This is a genomic window from Streptomyces sp. NPDC002232 (assembly GCF_042890295.1).
Taxonomy (GTDB): Bacteria; Actinomycetota; Actinomycetes; order Streptomycetales; family Streptomycetaceae; genus Streptomyces.
The window spans coordinates 688755-706257 of record NZ_JBIARV010000006.1; the positions used below are offsets into that span (position 1 = coordinate 688755).

Annotated in this window: 17 protein-coding genes and 3 tRNA genes; 13 read left to right on the forward strand and 7 right to left on the reverse strand. The window is 70.7% G+C overall.

All coding sequences use genetic code 11. The features are described from left to right. Nucleotides 1-90 precede the first annotated feature (90 nt). Nucleotides 91-1551: a N,N-dimethylformamidase beta subunit family domain-containing protein gene (locus tag ACFYXU_RS31350; RefSeq protein ID WP_389461075.1), complete on the forward strand. Its 1461-nt coding sequence runs from the start codon at nt 91-93 to the stop codon at nt 1549-1551. A 268-nt stretch (nt 1552-1819) separates the two neighbouring features. Beyond that, nucleotides 1820-2719, forward strand: coding sequence for a phosphoribosylaminoimidazolesuccinocarboxamide synthase (locus ACFYXU_RS31355; protein WP_376511435.1), 900 nt, complete (start codon nt 1820-1822; stop codon nt 2717-2719). 44 nt (nt 2720-2763) lie between these two features. Here ACFYXU_RS31355 and ACFYXU_RS31360 read toward each other — a convergent pair. From ACFYXU_RS31360 to ACFYXU_RS31375, 4 genes are all read right to left on the reverse strand, one after another. Beyond that, nucleotides 2764-2839 (reverse strand) — tRNA-Gly (locus tag ACFYXU_RS31360). 155 nt (nt 2840-2994) lie between these two features. After that, nucleotides 2995-3067 (reverse strand) — tRNA-Gly (locus ACFYXU_RS31365). 79 nt (nt 3068-3146) lie between these two features. Further along, nucleotides 3147-3218: transfer RNA gene (locus tag ACFYXU_RS31370), tRNA-Gly, on the reverse strand. A gap of 197 nt (nt 3219-3415) precedes the next feature. Then, entirely contained in the window at nt 3416-3757 is a 342-nt protein-coding gene (locus ACFYXU_RS31375; RefSeq protein ID WP_389461077.1) for an Lsr2 family protein, read from the reverse strand. Nucleotides 3758-4122: 365 nt separating this feature from the next. Between ACFYXU_RS31375 and purS the strand changes: the two genes are divergently transcribed. The 5 genes from purS (at nt 4123) to ACFYXU_RS31400 (ending at nt 8807) form a co-directional block, all read left to right on the forward strand. Further along, a complete protein-coding gene (gene purS / locus ACFYXU_RS31380; protein ID WP_015035032.1) occupies nt 4123-4368 on the forward strand; it encodes a phosphoribosylformylglycinamidine synthase subunit PurS in 246 nt (81 codons plus the stop codon). Beyond that, the gene (gene purQ / locus ACFYXU_RS31385) at nt 4365-5069 is read left to right on the forward strand and encodes a phosphoribosylformylglycinamidine synthase subunit PurQ (protein WP_389407931.1); all 705 of its coding nucleotides are present in this window, start codon (nt 4365-4367) and stop codon (nt 5067-5069) included. The genes purS and purQ overlap by 4 nt, the downstream gene beginning before the upstream one ends. Beyond that, entirely contained in the window at nt 5069-7318 is a 2250-nt protein-coding gene (gene purL / locus ACFYXU_RS31390; protein WP_329856247.1) for a phosphoribosylformylglycinamidine synthase subunit PurL, read from the forward strand. Before purQ ends, purL begins: the two co-directional genes overlap by 1 nt. A gap of 98 nt (nt 7319-7416) precedes the next feature. After that, nucleotides 7417-7926 (forward strand): ArsR/SmtB family transcription factor, encoded by a 510-nt coding sequence (locus ACFYXU_RS31395; protein WP_389461080.1) that lies wholly within the window; start codon nt 7417-7419, stop codon nt 7924-7926. 23 nt (nt 7927-7949) lie between these two features. Then, nucleotides 7950-8807, forward strand: a complete 858-nt coding sequence (locus ACFYXU_RS31400; protein WP_389461082.1) for a M23 family metallopeptidase — start codon at nt 7950-7952, stop codon at nt 8805-8807. Here ACFYXU_RS31400 and ACFYXU_RS31405 read toward each other — a convergent pair. Next, a complete protein-coding gene (locus ACFYXU_RS31405; protein ID WP_376511444.1) occupies nt 8789-9208 on the reverse strand; it encodes a nuclear transport factor 2 family protein in 420 nt (139 codons plus the stop codon). The two genes, ACFYXU_RS31400 and ACFYXU_RS31405, sit on opposite strands and share 19 nt — an antisense overlap. Nucleotides 9209-9274: 66 nt before the next feature. Between ACFYXU_RS31405 and ACFYXU_RS31410 the strand changes: the two genes are divergently transcribed. From ACFYXU_RS31410 to purM, 4 genes are all read left to right on the forward strand, one after another. After that, nucleotides 9275-10066 carry a sterol carrier family protein gene (locus ACFYXU_RS31410; RefSeq protein WP_389461084.1) on the forward strand — a complete coding sequence of 264 codons (792 nt, stop codon included), beginning with the start codon at nt 9275-9277 and terminating at the stop codon, nt 10064-10066. A gap of 38 nt (nt 10067-10104) precedes the next feature. Continuing rightward, nucleotides 10105-10917: an META domain-containing protein gene (locus ACFYXU_RS31415; RefSeq protein ID WP_376511448.1), complete on the forward strand. Its 813-nt coding sequence runs from the start codon at nt 10105-10107 to the stop codon at nt 10915-10917. Between the two features lie 216 nt (nt 10918-11133). Further along, nucleotides 11134-12660, forward strand: a complete 1527-nt coding sequence (purF, locus tag ACFYXU_RS31420; RefSeq protein ID WP_329856257.1) for an amidophosphoribosyltransferase — start codon at nt 11134-11136, stop codon at nt 12658-12660. A 33-nt stretch (nt 12661-12693) separates the two neighbouring features. Beyond that, nucleotides 12694-13767 (forward strand): phosphoribosylformylglycinamidine cyclo-ligase, encoded by a 1074-nt coding sequence (gene purM, locus ACFYXU_RS31425; protein ID WP_389461086.1) that lies wholly within the window; start codon nt 12694-12696, stop codon nt 13765-13767. A gap of 134 nt (nt 13768-13901) precedes the next feature. Here the strand turns inward: purM and ACFYXU_RS31430 are convergent, their stop codons facing one another. Beyond that, a complete protein-coding gene (locus ACFYXU_RS31430) occupies nt 13902-14156 on the reverse strand; it encodes a DUF3073 domain-containing protein (RefSeq protein WP_329856259.1) in 255 nt (84 codons plus the stop codon). Nucleotides 14157-14467: 311 nt separating this feature from the next. Further along, nucleotides 14468-15559, reverse strand: a complete 1092-nt coding sequence (locus ACFYXU_RS31435; protein WP_329856261.1) for a Glu/Leu/Phe/Val dehydrogenase dimerization domain-containing protein — start codon at nt 15557-15559, stop codon at nt 14468-14470. 155 nt (nt 15560-15714) lie between these two features. Between ACFYXU_RS31435 and ACFYXU_RS31440 the strand changes: the two genes are divergently transcribed. Both ACFYXU_RS31440 and bldC read left to right on the forward strand, forming a co-directional pair. Beyond that, nucleotides 15715-16566 (forward strand): hypothetical protein, encoded by an 852-nt coding sequence (locus ACFYXU_RS31440; protein WP_376511454.1) that lies wholly within the window; start codon nt 15715-15717, stop codon nt 16564-16566. 572 nt (nt 16567-17138) lie between these two features. After that, the gene (bldC, locus tag ACFYXU_RS31445) at nt 17139-17345 is read left to right on the forward strand and encodes a developmental transcriptional regulator BldC (RefSeq protein WP_003949541.1); all 207 of its coding nucleotides are present in this window, start codon (nt 17139-17141) and stop codon (nt 17343-17345) included. Nucleotides 17346-17503: the final 158 nt, after the last annotated feature.

The window sequence follows — 17503 nt, forward strand, 5'->3', positions numbered from 1 at the left end:
GTAATGTGATGTGCTGGAGACCGACACTGACAGAGGCACGATCCACAGGCACTGACCGGCCGACGCGGGGGAGTCGAGGGAGGGGCGCACATGGGGGCGGAGCAGATCAGACGGTGGGAGTCGGGCGCGCTCGCGCACGCCGTCTCCGATCCCTTCGGCCAGGGCCCACTGCCCTGGCTGCGCGGCTCGGAGAACTACTTCGACGACACCGGGCAGATGGTCCCCTGGTACGCGGACGAGATCCTTGCCCGGGGCGGCAGCGGCGGCCCCCGGACGGCCGACGACGTCCGGCGGCAGATCAAGGGATTCGCGTCCGGCGGGGCCGTCTCGCCGGGCGAGTCGATCGACTTCCACATCACCGTGGACCCGCCGCAGCAGTTCTCGGTCGACATCTACCGGATCGGGCACTACGGCGGCGACGGAGCCGCGAAGATCACCACGAGCCCGCGTCTCTCGGGGATCGTCCAGCCCGCCCCGCTCACCGCCGACCGCACGGTGTCCTGTCACCACTGGTGGCAGTCCTGGCGGCTCCAGGTCCCCTCGTACTGGTCGATCGGCGCGTACGTCGCCGTCCTCACGACCGCCGACGGGCACCGCTCGCACATCCCCTTCACGGTCCGCGACAACCACCCGGCGGACCTGCTCCTCGTCCTCCCGGACGTGACCTGGCAGGCGTACAACCTGTACCCGGAGGACGGCCACACCGGTGCCAGCCTCTACCACGCCTGGGACGAGGAGGGCCGGCTCCTCGGCGAGGAGGACGCGGCCGTCACGGTCTCCTTCGACCGCCCCTACGCGGGCGCGGGCCTGCCCCTGCATGTCGGCCACGCCTACGACTTCATCCGCTGGGCCGAGCGCTACGGCTACGACCTCGCCTACGCGGAGACCCGGGACCTGCACGCCGGCCGGGTCGACCCGAGCCGCTACCGGGGCCTGGTCTTCCCGGGGCACGACGAGTACTGGTCGGTGCCGATGCGCCGGACCGCCGAGCTCGCCCGCGACCAGGGCACCTCGCTGGTCTTCCTCTCCGCCAACACCATGTACTGGCAGGTGGAGCTGGGCCCTTCGCCGTCCGGAGTGCCCGACCGCCTCCTCACCTGCCGCAAGCGGCGCGGCCCCGGCCGCCCGGCGCTCTGGCGCGAGATCGACCGGCCGGAGCAGCAGCTCCTCGGCATCCAGTACGCGGGCCGGGTGCCCGAACCGCACCCGCTGGTCGTACGGAACGCCGGGCACTGGCTCTGGGACGCCACCGGCGCGGGCGACGGCGACGAGCTCCCGGGCATGGTCGCGGGCGAGGCCGACCGCTACTTCCCGCGGACGGCGCTGCCGGAGCACCAGGGCCGGATCCTGCTCGCCCACTCGCCGTACGCGGACAGCGAGGGCGCGGTCCGCCACCAGGAGACGAGCCTCTACCGGGCCCCGTCCGGCGCCTGGGTCTTCGCGTCCGGCACCTTCGCCTGGTCCCCGGCGCTGGACCGCCCGGGCCATGTGGACGCCCGGGTGCAGCGGGCCACCGCGAACCTCCTCGACCGCATCTGCAAGAGGGACTGATCGGACCGGGCCAGAGGGACGCCCCGGCCTCCGGAGACGGACCGAGTAAGAGGGACGCCCCGGCCTCCGGAGACGGACCGAGTAAGAGGGACGCCCCGGCCCCAGAGGCGGACCGGGCAAGAGGGACGCCCCGGACTCCGGAGGCAGCTCCCGGACGCGGACCGGGAAAGGGTGACTGAGCGGGGGGTCACAGGGCCCCCGGGCCGGATCCGCGCCGCCGTGCGAGAGAATCGGACACGTTCCCTGGATCAACCTACGCGGAGGAACCGTGTCCGGATTCGTAGAAAAGCCCGAGCCCGTCCAGGTCCCGGGCCTGACCCATCTCCACACGGGCAAGGTCCGCGACCTGTACCGGAACGAGGCGGGCGACCTCGTCATGGTGGCGAGCGACCGCATGTCGGCCTTCGACTGGGTGCTGCCCACCGAGATCCCCGACAAGGGCCGGGTCCTCACCCAGCTCTCCCTGTGGTGGTTCGACAAGCTCGCCGACCTGGTCCCGAACCACGTCCTGTCGACCGAGCTGCCGGCCGGTGCCCCCGCCGACTGGGCGGGCCGCACGCTGATCTGCACGTCCCTGGACATGGTGCCGGTCGAGTGCGTCGCCCGCGGCTACCTCACCGGCTCGGGCCTGCTCGAGTACGACGAGTCCCGCACGGTCTGCGGCCTCGCTCTCCCCGAGGGTCTGACCGACGGCTCCGAGCTGCCCGCCCCGATCTTCACCCCGGCCACCAAGGCCGCGGTCGGCGACCACGACGAGAACGTGTCGTACGAGGAGGTCGCCCGTCAGGTCGGCGCCGAGACGGCCGCGCTGCTGCGCCAGACGACCCTCGCCGTGTACGGCCGGGCCCGGGACATCGCGCGGGATCGCGGCATCATCCTGGCCGACACCAAGTTCGAGTTCGGCTTCGCGGACGGCTCGCTCGTCCTCGCCGACGAGGTCCTGACCCCGGACTCCTCGCGCTTCTGGCCGGCCGACCAGTGGCAGCCGGGCCGCGCCCAGCCCTCGTACGACAAGCAGTTCGTGCGGAACTGGCTGACCTCGCCGGCCTCCGGCTGGGACCGCAAGAGCGAGGAGCCGCCGCCGGCGCTCCCGCAGGAGGTCGTGGACGCGACCCGCGCCAAGTACGTCGAGGCGTTCGAGCTGCTGACCGGGAACGACTGGTCCTGAGGAACGAGAAGGCCCCCGGTCGATTCGACCGGGGGCCTTCTTCATGGAGCGGACGACGAGATTCGAACTCGCGACCCTCACCTTGGCAAGGTGATGCTCTACCAACTGAGCCACGTCCGCATGCGCCGTAGCGCGCTGCTAACTATACCCAAGGACGCGGGTGCTCGTGACACGCCTCCGTGTGGGGCCGTTCACACTCACTCGGAGCACGGCAAAGGCGCCGGAAGCACGACGAAGGCCCCGGTTCCAGAGAACCGGGGCCTTCGTACTTCCTGAGCGGACGACGAGATTCGAACTCGCGACCCTCACCTTGGCAAGGTGATGCTCTACCAACTGAGCCACGTCCGCATGCTGCCGCTCAGCTCTCACTGGGCGGTGCGAGCACCACTGTACCTGATCCACCGGAGTGGTCGGTAATGCGATGCAGAGCGGGTGACAGGAATTGCACACTGCGCCTTCCCCCTGGAAGGGGGCTGTTCTGCTACTGAACTACACCCGCACGCTGCTGGGGACTTGGCTTTGTCGGCCTCGCCCCTCGGCGTGTTCCAGACTCTAGCGGATCATGGGGGGTGCAATGCAAATCGGCTCCGACGCGCCGCCGGCCCCGGCTCCCGCCGGGCCCCCTGAGGCCCACCGACCCGCCAGCCGAGCAGCCCACCGGCCGGGCCCGCCTCCGCCGCCTCCGGGCGCCCCCGCTCAGCTAGCCGCGCGGAAGGCCTCGTAGACGCGCTTCGGGATGCGGCCGCGGGCGGGGACGTCCATCTTGTTGGACTGGGCCCAGGCGCGGACCGCCGCCGGATCGGGGGCGAGGGCGGTGCGGGTGTACGAGTCGACGGATGCGCTCCGGCCGGCCGCGGCCCGGGCCGGCAGCTTGCGGCCGGCGGCGAGGTAGGGCGCGAGGGCCTTGCGGAGTTTCTTTGCATTGGCAGCATTCAGGTCGATCTCGTACATCTTCCCGTCGAGGCCGAACGCGACCGTTTCAGCCGCTTCTCCGCCGTCGATGTCGTCGGAGAGAGTGACCACCACACGCTGAGCCACGGATATCGATCCTTTCCTGCGGCCACCGGAGTCGACGAAGCGCTTGTGGTGCTCCTGACGTGCGGCGATGCCGACCCTACGGCTGTGCCGGGACCATGCTGCTTTCTTCTGGATTCCTTTGTACAGCGGTGGGTGTCGCATTGTGAAGCCCCGTCAATTGTTTCAGCGTGTCCCGGTGGATTGCGGTCCGCAATATTTCACTGGAATTTTGCGCGGAGTGCGGGCCCCGAGGGTGGATCGGGTTCGTCCGGCGGATGCCGTCCGGAACCGGGCTTTTGTAGGATCCTTCAGATCTCTACCCGCGTAGAATTTGGAGGCAGGTACGCTGAGGGAACCGCCCACGCAACACACCACCGGGAGTGCCAGTGGCACGCGTCGTAGTCGACGTCATGCTCAAGCCGGAGATTCTGGACCCTCAGGGGCAGGCGGTGCAGCGTGCACTGCCTCGCCTGGGATTCGCCGGAATCGCCGACGTCCGTCAGGGGAAGCGCTTCGAGCTGGAGGTGGAGGGACCGGTCGACGACGCCGCCCTCGCCCGCATCCATGAGATGGCCGAAACCTTCCTTGCCAACACCGTGATCGAAGACTTCGTCGTGAAGGTCGAGTCGTGACCGCACGCATCGGCGTCGTCACGTTCCCCGGAACGCTCGACGACCGGGACGCCCTGCGTGCCGCCCGTCTCGCGGGCGCCGAGCCCGTCTCGCTCTGGCACCGCGACAAGGACCTCAAGCAGGTCGACGCCGTGGTCCTGGCCGGCGGCTTCTCCTACGGCGACTACCTGCGGGCCGGAGCCATCTCCCGCTTCTCGCCGGTGATGGAGACGATCATCGAGCAGGCGAAGGCGGGCATGCCCGTCCTCGGCATCTGCAACGGCTTCCAGATCCTCACCGAGGCCCATCTGCTGCCGGGCGCGATGCTGCGCAACAACCACCTCCACTTCATCTGCCGCGACCAGAAGCTGCGGGTGGAGAACGCGGAGACCGCCTGGACCTCGGACTACTCCGCGGGCCAGGAGATCGAGGTCCCGCTCAAGAACATGGACGGCCGGTACGTCGCCGACGAGCGCGTGCTCGACGAGCTGGAGGCCGAGGGGCGGGTCGCCTTCCGCTACCTGGCCCGCGGCGAAGCCGCTGATGGATTCGGTAACCCCAACGGCTCGCTGCGCGACATCGCGGGCATCACCAACGCCGCGGGCAACGTGGTCGGCCTCATGCCGCACCCGGAGCACGCCGTCGAGCCGCTGATCGGCACCGGCAAGACGGACGGCCTCGGTTTCTTCACCTCGATCCTCAAGAAGCTGGTCAACGCCTGATGAGCCTCGACACCGTCAAGCACGCGAGCGAGACGCCGGACAGCGAGCAGCCCTGGAAGGAGCTCGGCCTCAAGGAGGACGAGTACGCGCGCATCCGCGAGATCCTCGGCCGCCGTCCCACCGGCGCCGAGCTCGCCATGTACTCCGTCATGTGGTCCGAGCACTGCTCCTACAAGAGCAGCAAGGTCCACCTGAAGCAGTTCGGCGAGAAGACCCCCGAGAACGACGCCATGCTCGTCGGCATCGGCGAGAACGCGGGCGTCGTCGACGTCGGCCAGGGGTACGCGGTCACCTTCAAGGTCGAGTCGCACAACCACCCCTCGTACATCGAGCCCTACCAGGGCGCGGCCACCGGCGTCGGCGGCATCGTCCGCGACATCCTCGCCATGGGTGCCCGCCCGGTCGCGGTCGTCGACCCGCTGCGCTTCGGCGCGGCCGACCACCCCGACACCAAGCGCGTGCTGCCCGGTGTCGTCGCCGGCATCGGCGGCTACGGCAACTGCCTGGGCCTGCCGAACATCGGCGGCGAGGTCGTCTTCGACTCCTGCTACCAGGGCAACCCGCTGGTCAACGCCGGCTGCATCGGCGTGATGAAGCACGAGGACATCCACCTCGCCAAGGCCTCCGGCCCCGGCAACAAGGTCATCCTGTACGGCGCCCGCACGGGTGGCGACGGCATCGGCGGCGTCTCGGTCCTCGCGTCCGAGACCTTCGACGACTCCAAGCCCACCAAGCGCCCCGCCGTCCAGGTCGGCGACCCCTTCCAGGAGAAGCTCCTCATCGAGTGCACCCTGGAGATCTTCAAGGAGAAGCTGGTCGCGGGCATCCAGGACCTCGGCGGCGCCGGGCTCTCCTGTGCCACGTCCGAGCTCGCCTCCGCCGGCTCCGGCGGCATGCACGTGGACCTGGAGAAGGTCCACCTGCGGGACGCCACGCTCTCGCCGGAGGAGATCCTCATGAGCGAGTCGCAGGAGCGCATGTGCGCGATCGTCGAGCCGCAGCACGTCGACCGCTTCCTGGAGATCTGCGAGAAGTGGGACGTCATCGCCGTCGTCATCGGTGAGGTGACCGAGGGCGAGCGGCTGGAGATCTTCTGGCACGGCGAGCAGATCGTCGACGTGCCGCCGCGCTCCGTCGCCCACGAGGGCCCGACCTACCACCGGCCGTTCGCGCGCCCGGACTGGCAGGACGCGCTCCAGGCCGACGACGCGGGCAAGCTGCCCCGGCCGCAGGACGGTGCCGAGCTGAAGGACCAGGTCCTGAAGCTCGTCTCCTCCCCGAACCAGGCCTCGAAGTCCTGGATCACGGACCAGTACGACCGGTTCGTGCAGGGCAACACGGTCCTGGCGCAGCCCGAGGACGCCGGCATGGTCCGCATCGACGAGGAGACCAACCTCGGCGTGGCCATGGCGACCGACGGCAACGGCCGGTACGCGAAGCTCGACCCGTACACGGGCGCGCAGCTTGCGCTGGCGGAGGCGTACCGCAACGTCGCCGCCTCCGGTGCGAAGCCGCTGGCCATCTCGGACTGCCTGAACTTCGGTTCGCCGGAGGACCCGGCCGTGATGTGGCAGTTCGCCGAGGCCACCCGTGGTCTGGCGGACGGCTGCCTCCAGCTGGGCACGCCGGTCACCGGCGGCAACGTCTCCCTGTACAACCAGACGGGCGAGACCGCGATCCACCCGACGCCGGTCGTGGCCGTGCTCGGTGTGATCGACGACGTGAACCGCCGTACGCCGATCGCCTTCGCGGAAGAGGGCCAGCTCCTCTACCTGCTGGGCGACACGCGTGAGGAGTTCGGTGGTTCGGCCTGGTCCGAGGTGATCCACCAGCACCTCGGCGGTCTGCCGCCGGCCGTGGACCTGGACCGGGAGAAGCTGCTCGGCGAGATCCTGATCTCGGCCTCCCGCGACGGCATGATCGACGCGGCGCACGACCTGTCCGACGGCGGTCTCGTGCAGGCGGTCGTCGAGTCCTGCCTGCGCGGGGGGAACGGCGCGCGCCTGGTCGTCCCGGAGGGCCTGGACGCCTTCACGTTCCTCTTCAGCGAGTCGGCCGGCCGCGCGGTCGTCGCCGTCCCGCGCAGCGAGGAGCTCCGCTTCACCGACATGTGCGGTGCGCGGGGGCTGCCGGCGGCCCGGATCGGTGTCGTCGACGGTGATTCCGTGGACGTGCAGGGCGAGTTCGCGCTCTCCCTCACGGAGCTGCGCGAGGCGCACGAGGCGACGATTCCGGCCCTGCTGGCCTGACGCGGAGCATCGAGCCCCCGTCCTGACCCCCGGGTCGGGGCGGGGGCTTTCCCGCACCCCCTTGCACAGGGATCACGTAATTACGTAATCTCAGAAACATGGAGCTGGAAGAGCGGGTCGCCGCGCTGGAACGGCGCGTGGCGGCCCTGGAAGGCGCGGATCACCCCGCACCCGGGAAGGCCGTCGAGTCGACGCTCTGGGCCCTCGAAGGGCTCAAGGCGGAGCTCGCGGCGGCGGGTGAGGAGGGCGAGGACGGCGCCGTGCTGTTCACGGGGTCGGTCCGGCTGCCGACCCACGAGCGGTACGAGTGGCAGTTCGGCGCCTTCACGGAGCGGCTGCTCGACGAGGACTGGTCCAAGGCGGCCGACTCCTTCGCCGCGCTCGGTCATCCCGTACGGCTCCGGCTGCTGCGGGAGATCCTCGGCGGCCGCCGCACCGCCGCCGAGCTGGCGGACCTCGACGAGCTCGGCACGACCGGCCAGATCTACCACCACCTGCGCCAGCTGACCGGGGCCGGATGGCTGCATGTCTCCGGGCGCGGGCGCCACGAGGTGCCGCCGGCCCGGGTCGTCCCGCTCCTGGTGGCGCTCACCGCCGCCCGTCCGTGACCACGACCTTCAGGGGGAAGTCCATGGCGTCACGCAAGGCCGCGGGGGTCGTCCACCGCGCGCTGTGGCTGGTGTTCGTCGTCCAGGCCGTCGCCTCGGTCCTGGTCGAACCGCCCTACCCGTACGCGGTGGGCTGGCTCCCGGCGATCGCCGCGCTGGTGCTCGGCGTCACGCTGTCGCGGACCGCCCGCAGACGGTTCGAGGCGGCGCCGCCGAGGGACCCGGTCGAGGTGGCGGCGCCGGTCACCGGCCGCTGGTCGGCGCTGAACAGCCCGGCCGACCGGACGCCCAGCCACGGCACGCACCAGCTGGCCCAGACGTACGCCATCGACATCGTGCGGGAGGACGCGGACCGTCCCCGTCCCGGGTTCGCCTGGCTGTGGCCGGTGGCCCGCCGGAGCGAGGACTTCCCGGCCTTCGGCGCGCCGCTCCTCGCGGTGGCCGGCGGGACCGTGGTGCGCGCGGAGGACGGGCAGCGCGACCACCTCGGCCGGGGCTCGCTGCCCGGCCTGGCCTACCTCATGCTGATCGAGTCGTCGTTCCGCGCGCTGGGCGGAGCGCGTCGGATCACCGGCAACCACCTCGTGCTCGACCTCGGCGACGGTACGTACGCGATGTACGCGCACCTGCGGCGCGGCTCGCTCGCCGTCCGGCCCGGCGACCGGGTCGTCGCGGGCCGGGAGCTGGCCCGGTGCGGGAACTCGGGCAACTCCACCGAGCCCCACGTGCACTTCCAGCTGATGGACGGCCCCGACCCGGAGACGGCCCTGGGGCTCCCCTTCACCTGGCGCGGGGTCGGGCTGCCGGGGAACGGGGAGACGTTCGAGGTACCGGCACCGGCGCACGCGGATCCGGCGGGCGGTCACCCGGCGGCGGCCTGACCCCAGAAGGAGTCCGCCTCCACGAGGTCGGCGACGCACTCGTCGATGTCGGAGATCTTGTCCCCGACGAGCGTGAAGAACAGTCCGCCGTCCATCTCGATGCCCCGGTCGCCGCGCTCGGCGAAGAACCGGTGCGTGGTGAGGGCGTGGCCCCGGCCGTCCACGTAGACGCCCCGGAGCTCGACGCGCATGGTGCCGCCGCTCAGCTCGCCGAGCTTGCGGTAGTACCCGCCGAGGATGTTGTCCCGCCCCTTGTAGTGCCCGGAGATCTGGCTCTCGCCGGGCACGTGCTGGGTGCAGTCGCTGGTCATCAGTTCCGCCAGCGTCTCCATGTCACCCGCGCCGAACGCTTCGTAGCCCCGGCGCACCAGTGCGGCGTGGGGGTGCTCGTGATGGGTCATGGTCCCGTTGCCTGCTCTCGCTGCGATTGGCTCCTGTCCCTCCAGTCTCGGGGCTAGCCTCGGGCCATGCCACCTGCCAAGAAGCGTCCCCGCAGCTACGACTCGGCCAGGACCCGGGCCGCGGTCCTGGCCCAGTTCGGGCACGTCGCCGAGGCCGTGCGCGGCCTCTCCCCGGAGCAGTTGTCCCGTCCGACGCACCTGGGGGAGTGGACGGTCGCCGACCTCGCGGGGCACGTCGCGTGGATCGCGGACTCGCTCGCCCGGGGCCTCGACCGGCCGGCCGCGGCCGAGGGACGGCTCCTCCCGCACGACTGGCCCTTCACCACGGTCGCCCTGGCCGGGAAGATCGCCGACGCGGCGCGCGAGACGCTCACCGGCGCGCCCGTCGAGGAGCTGTACGAGCGGGCCGGTGCCCGCCTGGCGGAGGCGCTGGCCGCGCACGGCGACGACCGGGTGCTCGACCTGTGGATCGGGCCGATGCGACTGGGGGACTTCCTCGTCACCCGCACCGTCGAACTCGTCGTCCACACCGACGACCTGAACCGGGCGACCGGCCTGGAGATCCCCTTCGACCGCCAGGCCCTCGCCGCCTGCACCCGGCTGCTCGCCGACGCGCTCGCGGTGAAGGCGCCGGGCGGGGCGGTCGAGGTGCGGATCCCGCCGTTCGCGGTGGTGCAGTGCGTGGAGGGCCCCCGGCACACCCGGGGCACCCCGCCCAACGTGGTGGAGACGGACCCGCTGACCTGGCTCAGGCTCGCGACGGGCCGTACGGAGTGGGCGGCGGAGCGGGACGGGGCGCGCGTGAGCGCGAGCGGAGAGCGCGCGGACCTGAGCGCTCTGCTCCCCCTGATGGCCTGAGCCCGGAACCGTACGGGGGGCCGCTCCGTCCCACCTTCATGCCGAAGACACGCGTACTCCTCGCCCTGGTCCCCGTCCTTCTGCTCACCGCCTGCGGTACGGAGGGGGGCGCGGGGTCCGGCGGCGCGGACACCGTCTCGCCGGACCTCCCGGTCGCGGGCACGGCCTGGCAGGTCGAGGCCGTGACGGTCGACGGCCGCAGGGCGGCCGCCCCGGACGGCGCGCGGGTGGACTTCGCGGAGGCGGGCCGGGCCCGGGGGAACACCGGCTGCAACAGCTTCGGGGCCGGGGTGGTCCTGAAGGGCGACACCCTCACGGTCTCCCCGGACGCGGTGACCGAGATCGGCTGTCCGGGCGACCGCCAGCGCTTCGAGAAGGAACTCCTGAAGGCCTTCTCCGGACCGCTGAAGGGGACGCTGAAGGGCGACGCCCTCCGGCTGTCCTCGGCCGACGGGCGCAACGTCCTGGAGCTGAGCGCCGAACCGGACGCCCCGCTGCGCGGCACCACCTGGAAGATCGACGGCCTGGTCTCGAAGAAGACGGCGTCCTCGCTGCCCGCCGGGAGCGAGGCCAAGGCGCGGTTCGTCGTGGGTGCCGACGGCCGGGTCACCGGCAATCTCGGCTGCAACAACTTCTCCGCGACGGCCCGTCTCGACGAGAAGGCGCGCACGCTCACCGTCGAGGGTCCCGCGGCGACGACCCGGATGATGTGCACGAGCCCGCAGATGAAGCTGGAGACGAAGCTGTACGAGCTCCTCGACGGGCCGCTCACCTATCGGCTGAACCACCGAACGCTGACCCTCACCGACGCCTCCGGCGAGGGCCTCACGGCGACCGCGGCCGCCCGCTGAACGGACACCGACTGCGGCGTCCGTCACATCGCGGGACCGCTCCGGGCCTGGTACGAGCGTCCGCTCGTCCGGGCCCGGGGGCCGGAATCCCTTACCCCGCCTGCTTCGTGGGCCCCTCCAGGCCGCAATCGATCATTTCGTGCGATCGCACGAGTTCGGGCACCCCCGGTTTTCCTCAATTCGGACCAGTGGTCGAGCCCGTCTACACTCGGAAACGTGCCACGCGGAGACGGTCGACTCAATCACGATCTGCTCCCCGGTGAGAAAGGCCCCCAGGACGCTTGTGGCGTCTTCGGTGTCTGGGCTCCGGGTGAAGAGGTCGCAAAGCTCACGTACTTCGGGCTCTACGCCCTCCAGCATCGGGGTCAGGAATCCGCGGGAATCGCGGTCAGCAATGGCTCCCAGATCCTCGTCTTCAAGGACATGGGACTCGTCTCCCAGGTCTTCGACGAGACTTCTCTCGGTTCACTCCAAGGTCATATCGCGGTCGGTCACGCCCGCTACTCGACCACCGGGGCCTCCGTGTGGGAGAACGCGCAGCCGACGTTCCGGGCGACCGCCCAGGGCTCGATCGCGCTCGGCCACAACGGCAACCTGGTGAACACGGCGCAGCTCGCCGAGATGGTCGCGGACCTGCCCAAGAAGGAAGGCCGCACCACGCGTGTGGCGGCCACCAACGACACGGACCTCCTCACGGCGCTCCTCGCCGCGCAGGTGGACGGGGACGGCAAGCCGCTCACCATCGAGCAGTCCGCCGCGAAGGTCCTCCCCGACGTCCGGGGCGCCTTCTCCCTCGTCTTCATGGACGAGCACACGCTCTACGCCGCCCGTGACCCGCAGGGCATCCGCCCGCTGGTCCTCGGCCGCCTGGAGCGCGGCTGGGTGGTCGCGTCCGAGTCCGCCGCCCTCGACATCTGCGGCGCCAGCTACGTCCGCGAGGTCGAGCCGGGCGAGATGATCGCGATCGACGAGAACGGCATCCGCACCTCGCGCTTCGCGGAAGCGAAGCCCAAGGGCTGTGTCTTCGAGTACGTGTACCTGGCCCGCCCCGACACCGACATCGCCGGCCGGAACGTGTACCTCTCCCGCGTGGAGATGGGCCGCCGCCTCGCGAAGGAGGCGCCGGTCGAGGCCGACCTGGTGATAGCGACGCCGGAGTCCGGCACCCCGGCGGCCATCGGCTACGCCGAGGCCTCGGGCATCCCCTTCGGCGCCGGCCTGGTGAAGAACGCCTACGTCGGGCGCACCTTCATCCAGCCCTCGCAGACCATCCGCCAGCTGGGCATCCGGCTGAAGCTGAACCCCCTCAAGGAAGTCATCAAGGGGAAGCGGCTCGTGGTCGTGGACGACTCGATCGTCCGCGGCAACACCCAGCGCGCGCTGGTCCGGATGCTCCGCGAGGCCGGTGCGGCCGAGGTCCACATCCGGATCTCCTCGCCGCCGGTCAAGTGGCCCTGCTTCTTCGGCATCGACTTCGCGACCCGCGCGGAGCTGATCGCCAACGGGATGTCGGTCGACGAGATCGGCAAGTCGCTGGGCGCGGACTCGCTCTCGTACATCTCCCTGGAGGGGATGATCGACGCGACCACGATCCAGAAGCCGAACCTCTGCCGTGCCTGCTTCGACGGCGAGTACCCGATGGAGCTCCCGGACCCCGAGCTGCTCGGCAAGCAGCTGCTGGAGACCGAGCTGGCCGCCGGGCCGGCCGCCACCGCGGCCTCCGACGCCCTCCGTCGCCCGTAAGACCCCGCAGGACGACACGAAAGCTCTGAACCCATGTCTCAGACCACCGGTGCCAGCTACGCGAGTGCGGGCGTCGACATCGAAGCGGGCGACCGCGCCGTCGAGCTCATGAAGGAGTGGGTGAAGAAGACGCAGCGCGCGGAAGTCGCGGGCCTCGGCGGCCTGGGCGGCTTCGCCGGCCTCTTCGACGCCTCCGCCCTCAAGCGCTACGAGCGTCCGCTGCTCGCCTCGGCCACCGACGGCGTCGGCACGAAGGTCGACATCGCCCGCCAGATGGGCGTGTACGACACGATCGGCCACGACCTGGTCGCGATGGTCATGGACGACATCGTCGTCTGCGGCGCCGAGCCGCTCTTCATGACCGACTACATCTGCGTCGGCAAGGTCCACCCCGAGCGCGTCGCCGCCATCGTCAAGGGCATCGCCGAGGGCTGCGTCCTGGCCGGCTGCGCCCTGGTCGGCGGCGAGACGGCCGAGCACCCGGGCCTCCTCGGCCCGGACGACTTCGACGTCGCCGGCGCGGGCACGGGTGTCGTGGAGCACGACCGGCTGCTCGGCGCGGACCGCATCCGTACGGGGGACGGGGTCATCGCGATGGCGTCCTCGGGCCTTCACTCCAACGGGTACTCGCTCGTCCGGCACGTGGTCTTCGACCGCGCGGGCATGACCCTCGACCAGCGGGTCGAGGAGCTCGGCCGGACGCTCGGCGAGGAGCTCCTGGAGCCCACGAAGATCTACTCCCTGGACTGCCTGGCCCTCACCCGGACCACGGACGTCCACGCCTTCAGCCACATCACGGGCGGCGGCCTCGCGGCCAACCTGGCCCGGGTGATCCCGGACGGGCTGCACGCCACCGTGGACCGCTCGACCTGGGCGCCGGGCGCGATCTTCGACCTGGTCGGCAAGGCCGGTCAGGTGGAGCGCCTGGAGCTGGAGAAGACCCTGAACATGGGCGTCGGCATGATGGCCGTGGTCCCCGCCGAGTCCGTGGACGTGGCCCTGGCGACGCTGGAGGACCGCGGGGTCGAGGCCTGGGTCGCGGGCGAGATCACCGAGCGCGGGGCGCACACGACCGGCGCCGAGCTGGTCGGGGACTACGCGAAGTAAGACGTAAGAGCGGACGGCGGGGCGCTCCCGAAGGGGGCGCCCCGTTCGCGTACCCGCTCCGCGTGCCGCCGGTACGCGGACAGCACAGAAACCCGGCCGGGTGATCCCGGTCCGGGTTTCGGTGGTTCAGAAGGTCAAGCGCGACGCGGGGACGCACCAGGACCGGACTCGTCGTCCTCGTCCTCGTCGTCCTCGTTATAGAGATCCGCGTACTGGGCGTACGGGTCGTCTTCCTCGTCGTCGTCCTCGAACGGCTCGCCATTCGGCGGCTGGTTCGAAGTCGAAGCGCCCAGCTCATTGGCCAGACGCGTCAGGTCTGTCCCGCCGCTGCTGTACTTCAGCTGGCGGGCGACCTTGGTCTGCTTGGCCTTTGCCCGGCCGCGCCCCATGGCTCGACCCCCTCGGTGACGGGGCTCTTCGGCCCCAGAGTCTTGACACGCGTTCATGATTCGGAACGGACTCTCGACAGAGAGACCGGTCCGTAGGGCTTCAACGGTACCTGTTTCCGTGGGTCTACGGTACGCCGCGCGCATCACATACCCCGGTACAGAACCTTCGAGGTGCCCTTTCCTCGCTGGTCAATCGCGATTTTAACCTCTTCTTGAGCGCCGACCCGCCGAGGGGCGTGAGCGAAGTCTCCCGACGGACCCCGCCGGGAGGCCCCGCGCGGGCCGGCTCTCCGTGCTTCCGGGCCCGCTGGTCAGGCGCGGCGGGCGTCCGCCATGCGCTGCTCGGCGATCCGGTCGGACGCCGCGGCCGGCGGAATCCCGTCGGCCTTCGCACGTGCGAAGATCTCCAGGGTGGTGTCGAAGATCTTCGCGGCCTTCGCCTTGCAGCGGTCGAAGTCGAAGCCGTGCAGCTCGTCGGCGACCTGGATCACGCCGCCGGCGTTGACCACGTAGTCGGGCGCGTAGAGGATCCCGCGCTCCACGAGGTCCTTCTCGATGCCCGCGTGCGCGAGCTGGTTGTTGGCCGCGCCGCAGACGATGCTCGCGGTGAGGAAGGGCACGGTGTCGCCGTTCAGGGCGCCGCCCAGCGCGCAGGGCGCGTAGATGTCCAGGCCCTCGACGCGGATCAGCTCGTCCGTGTCGGCGACCACGGTGACCTCGGGGTGCTTGTCGGTGATCCGGCGCACCGACTCCTCGCGCACATCGGTGATCACGACCTCGGCGCCGTCCTCCAGGAGGTGCTCGACGAGGTAGTGGCCGACCTTGCCGACGCCCGCGACGCCGACCTTGCGGCCGCGCAGGGTCGGGTCGCCCCAGAGGGTCTGCGCGGAGGCGCGCATGCCCTGGAAGACGCCGAAGGCGGTGAGGACGGAGGAGTCGCCGGCGCCGCCGTTCTCGGGGGAGCGGCCGGTCGTCCACTGGTTCGTGCGGGCGACGACGTCCATGTCGGCGACGTAGGTGCCGACGTCGCAGGCCGTGACGTAGCGGCCGGCGAGGGAGGCCACCATGCGCCCGTAGGCGAGCAGCAGCTCCTCGGTCTTGACCTTCTCCGGGTCGCCGATGATGACGGCCTTGCCGCCGCCGTGGTCGAGACCGGCCATGGCGTTCTTGTACGACATGCCGCGCGACAGGTTGAGCGCGTCGGCGATGGCCTCGGCCTCGGTCGCGTACGGGTAGAAGCGCGTGCCGCCGAGGGCGGGGCCCAGGGCGGTGGAGTGGAGGGCGATGACGGCCTTGAGGCCGGTGGCGCGGTCCTGGCAGAGCACGACTTGCTCGTGGCCACCCTGCTCCGAGTGGAACAGGGTGTGCAGTACGTCAGCAGGAACGCCGGTCACATCGGTCACGGTGGTGACTCCCAAGTACGAAGCGGCGGTGGCGGCCCTCCCTGTGGGTGGGGGAGGACCAGGTCGGCACGAGGGTAAGTGCTACCTGGGCGTAGATCGGCCGCAGTGCTGAGGATCACCCCCTCCCGGAGTACCTCCGTGGAAGGATTCGCGACATGTCGGTCGCCCCCTCGGTCCCCGTTCCCTACGCGTCCTATCTGCGCGTGTACGAGCCGCTGGCCGCGTTTCCCGAGCCGGAGCGGTCCCACTGGGACCGGTACGCGCGCGGGAAGCGCGCCCCGGGGGCCCAGGAGGAGCTGCGGCGCTCGCTCGCGGACCTGCTGCCGACGCCCCCGGTGCCGGTTCCGGTCCACGAGAGCGGGGAGGCCTTCGTCGCGCGCCTGGACGGGGTGGTGGTGGTCTGCCCGTGGCGGACCCGGCTGCGCGGCTGGCTGGCCCTGGAGGAGCTGGTGGCGGGTCCGTACCCGGCGCCGGTGCTCGACGCGATGCTGCCGCCGGTGGTCCGCGCCCAGGTGGCGAGCGACTACGAGCGGTGGCTGAGCCGGAACCCGGACGCGCGCCCGTGGATCCGTACCGGGGTCTGGCACGTCCCGCTGCGCTGGTTCGCGCTCTTCGGGGACGAGGAGCGGGAGTACGTGCCGGGGGACGCGGCGGAGGGCCGGGCGCCGGTGCTGCGCTACCGGACGACGATGGCCCAGGCCCGGCGGCGGCTGGCGCGGGCGCTGAAGGCGCTGCGGGAGTCGATCGACGACGGTCCGATGACGCAGGGGCTGGTCGAGGTGGGGCGCTGGCTGGAGGAGTTCCATCCGCGGGCGCTCGTGGAGCTGGACTTCGGGGGGCTGGTGCACGCGGTGCCGGCCCGGTGGCTGGCGGAGGACCGCTCGGCCGCGCAGCTGGCGGAGGGGATCGCCGCGCTGCGGGACGGGGACGGCGAGGCGGCGAGCGAGGTGTACGGGCGGCTGGCCGAGCGCTGGCGTGCGGTGCGGGACCTGCGGTTCGCGAACTGACATCAGCCGGACAAGTTCGTCAGGTCGGTATCGACAAGACATGTCCGGCGGGTGTAAATGATCTTGGAGGTCTGGTGGCCGGTTCACGACCGGTCGAGTGGCTCAGGTCTTTCGCACCCTCGGGGCGAGGACGTTGGTCCCGATCCGGGCCTTTGGCTCAAGCGTGACGGACAGCACGTAACGCACCCTTGCGCCCATCACCCACCCTCGTGCCAAAATAGGACAAGGAGTCCGGGGAGGGTTCCTTCCGCCCAAGTTTGGGCGGAACGCTCAGCATTGCACTCTATGGGGGGTCTGAGGACTCCTGATCGCTCTGTGACTGATCGTCACAGCCGCGTGACTGTCCGTTATGGCATGGTCCATTGACTTCCGCCGCTGATGAACACCTGCGAGGGCAATTCCATCGGTTTGGCCGACGTGGCTGGACGGATGGTGTAGTTGTAGTGCCGAGGACAAGCCGTTCGTCCTATAACCGACTCGGCCCGCTTCTGCCATTTCGGGCAACGCGGGTCAAGGTGCAGAATTTAGAGGAAAGAACCGAGATTGGTTCGGTTCTCCCGAGGAGGCCGCTCATGACCGCTCGCACCCCTGATGCCGAGCCGCTGCTGACCCCTGCCGAGGTTGCCACGATGTTCCGCGTGGACCCGAAGACGGTGACCCGTTGGGCGAAGGCCGGGAAGCTCACGTCCATCCGCACCCTGGGTGGGCACCGCCGGTACCGCGAGGCCGAGGTCCGCGCGCTGCTGGCGGGTATCCCGCAGCAGCGCAGCGAGGCCTGAGGTCGCGCAGAAACCTGCAGAACCACGCAACACCCCGTAACACCGGGCCCGTCCGGATCCCCCAATCCGGTCGCCCACCCCTAGGTACTGCCGACGGGCATCTGCCCCAACAGGTCTCCGTCATCGATCGCGCTGGACTCCGCCGGGTCCAGCGCGAT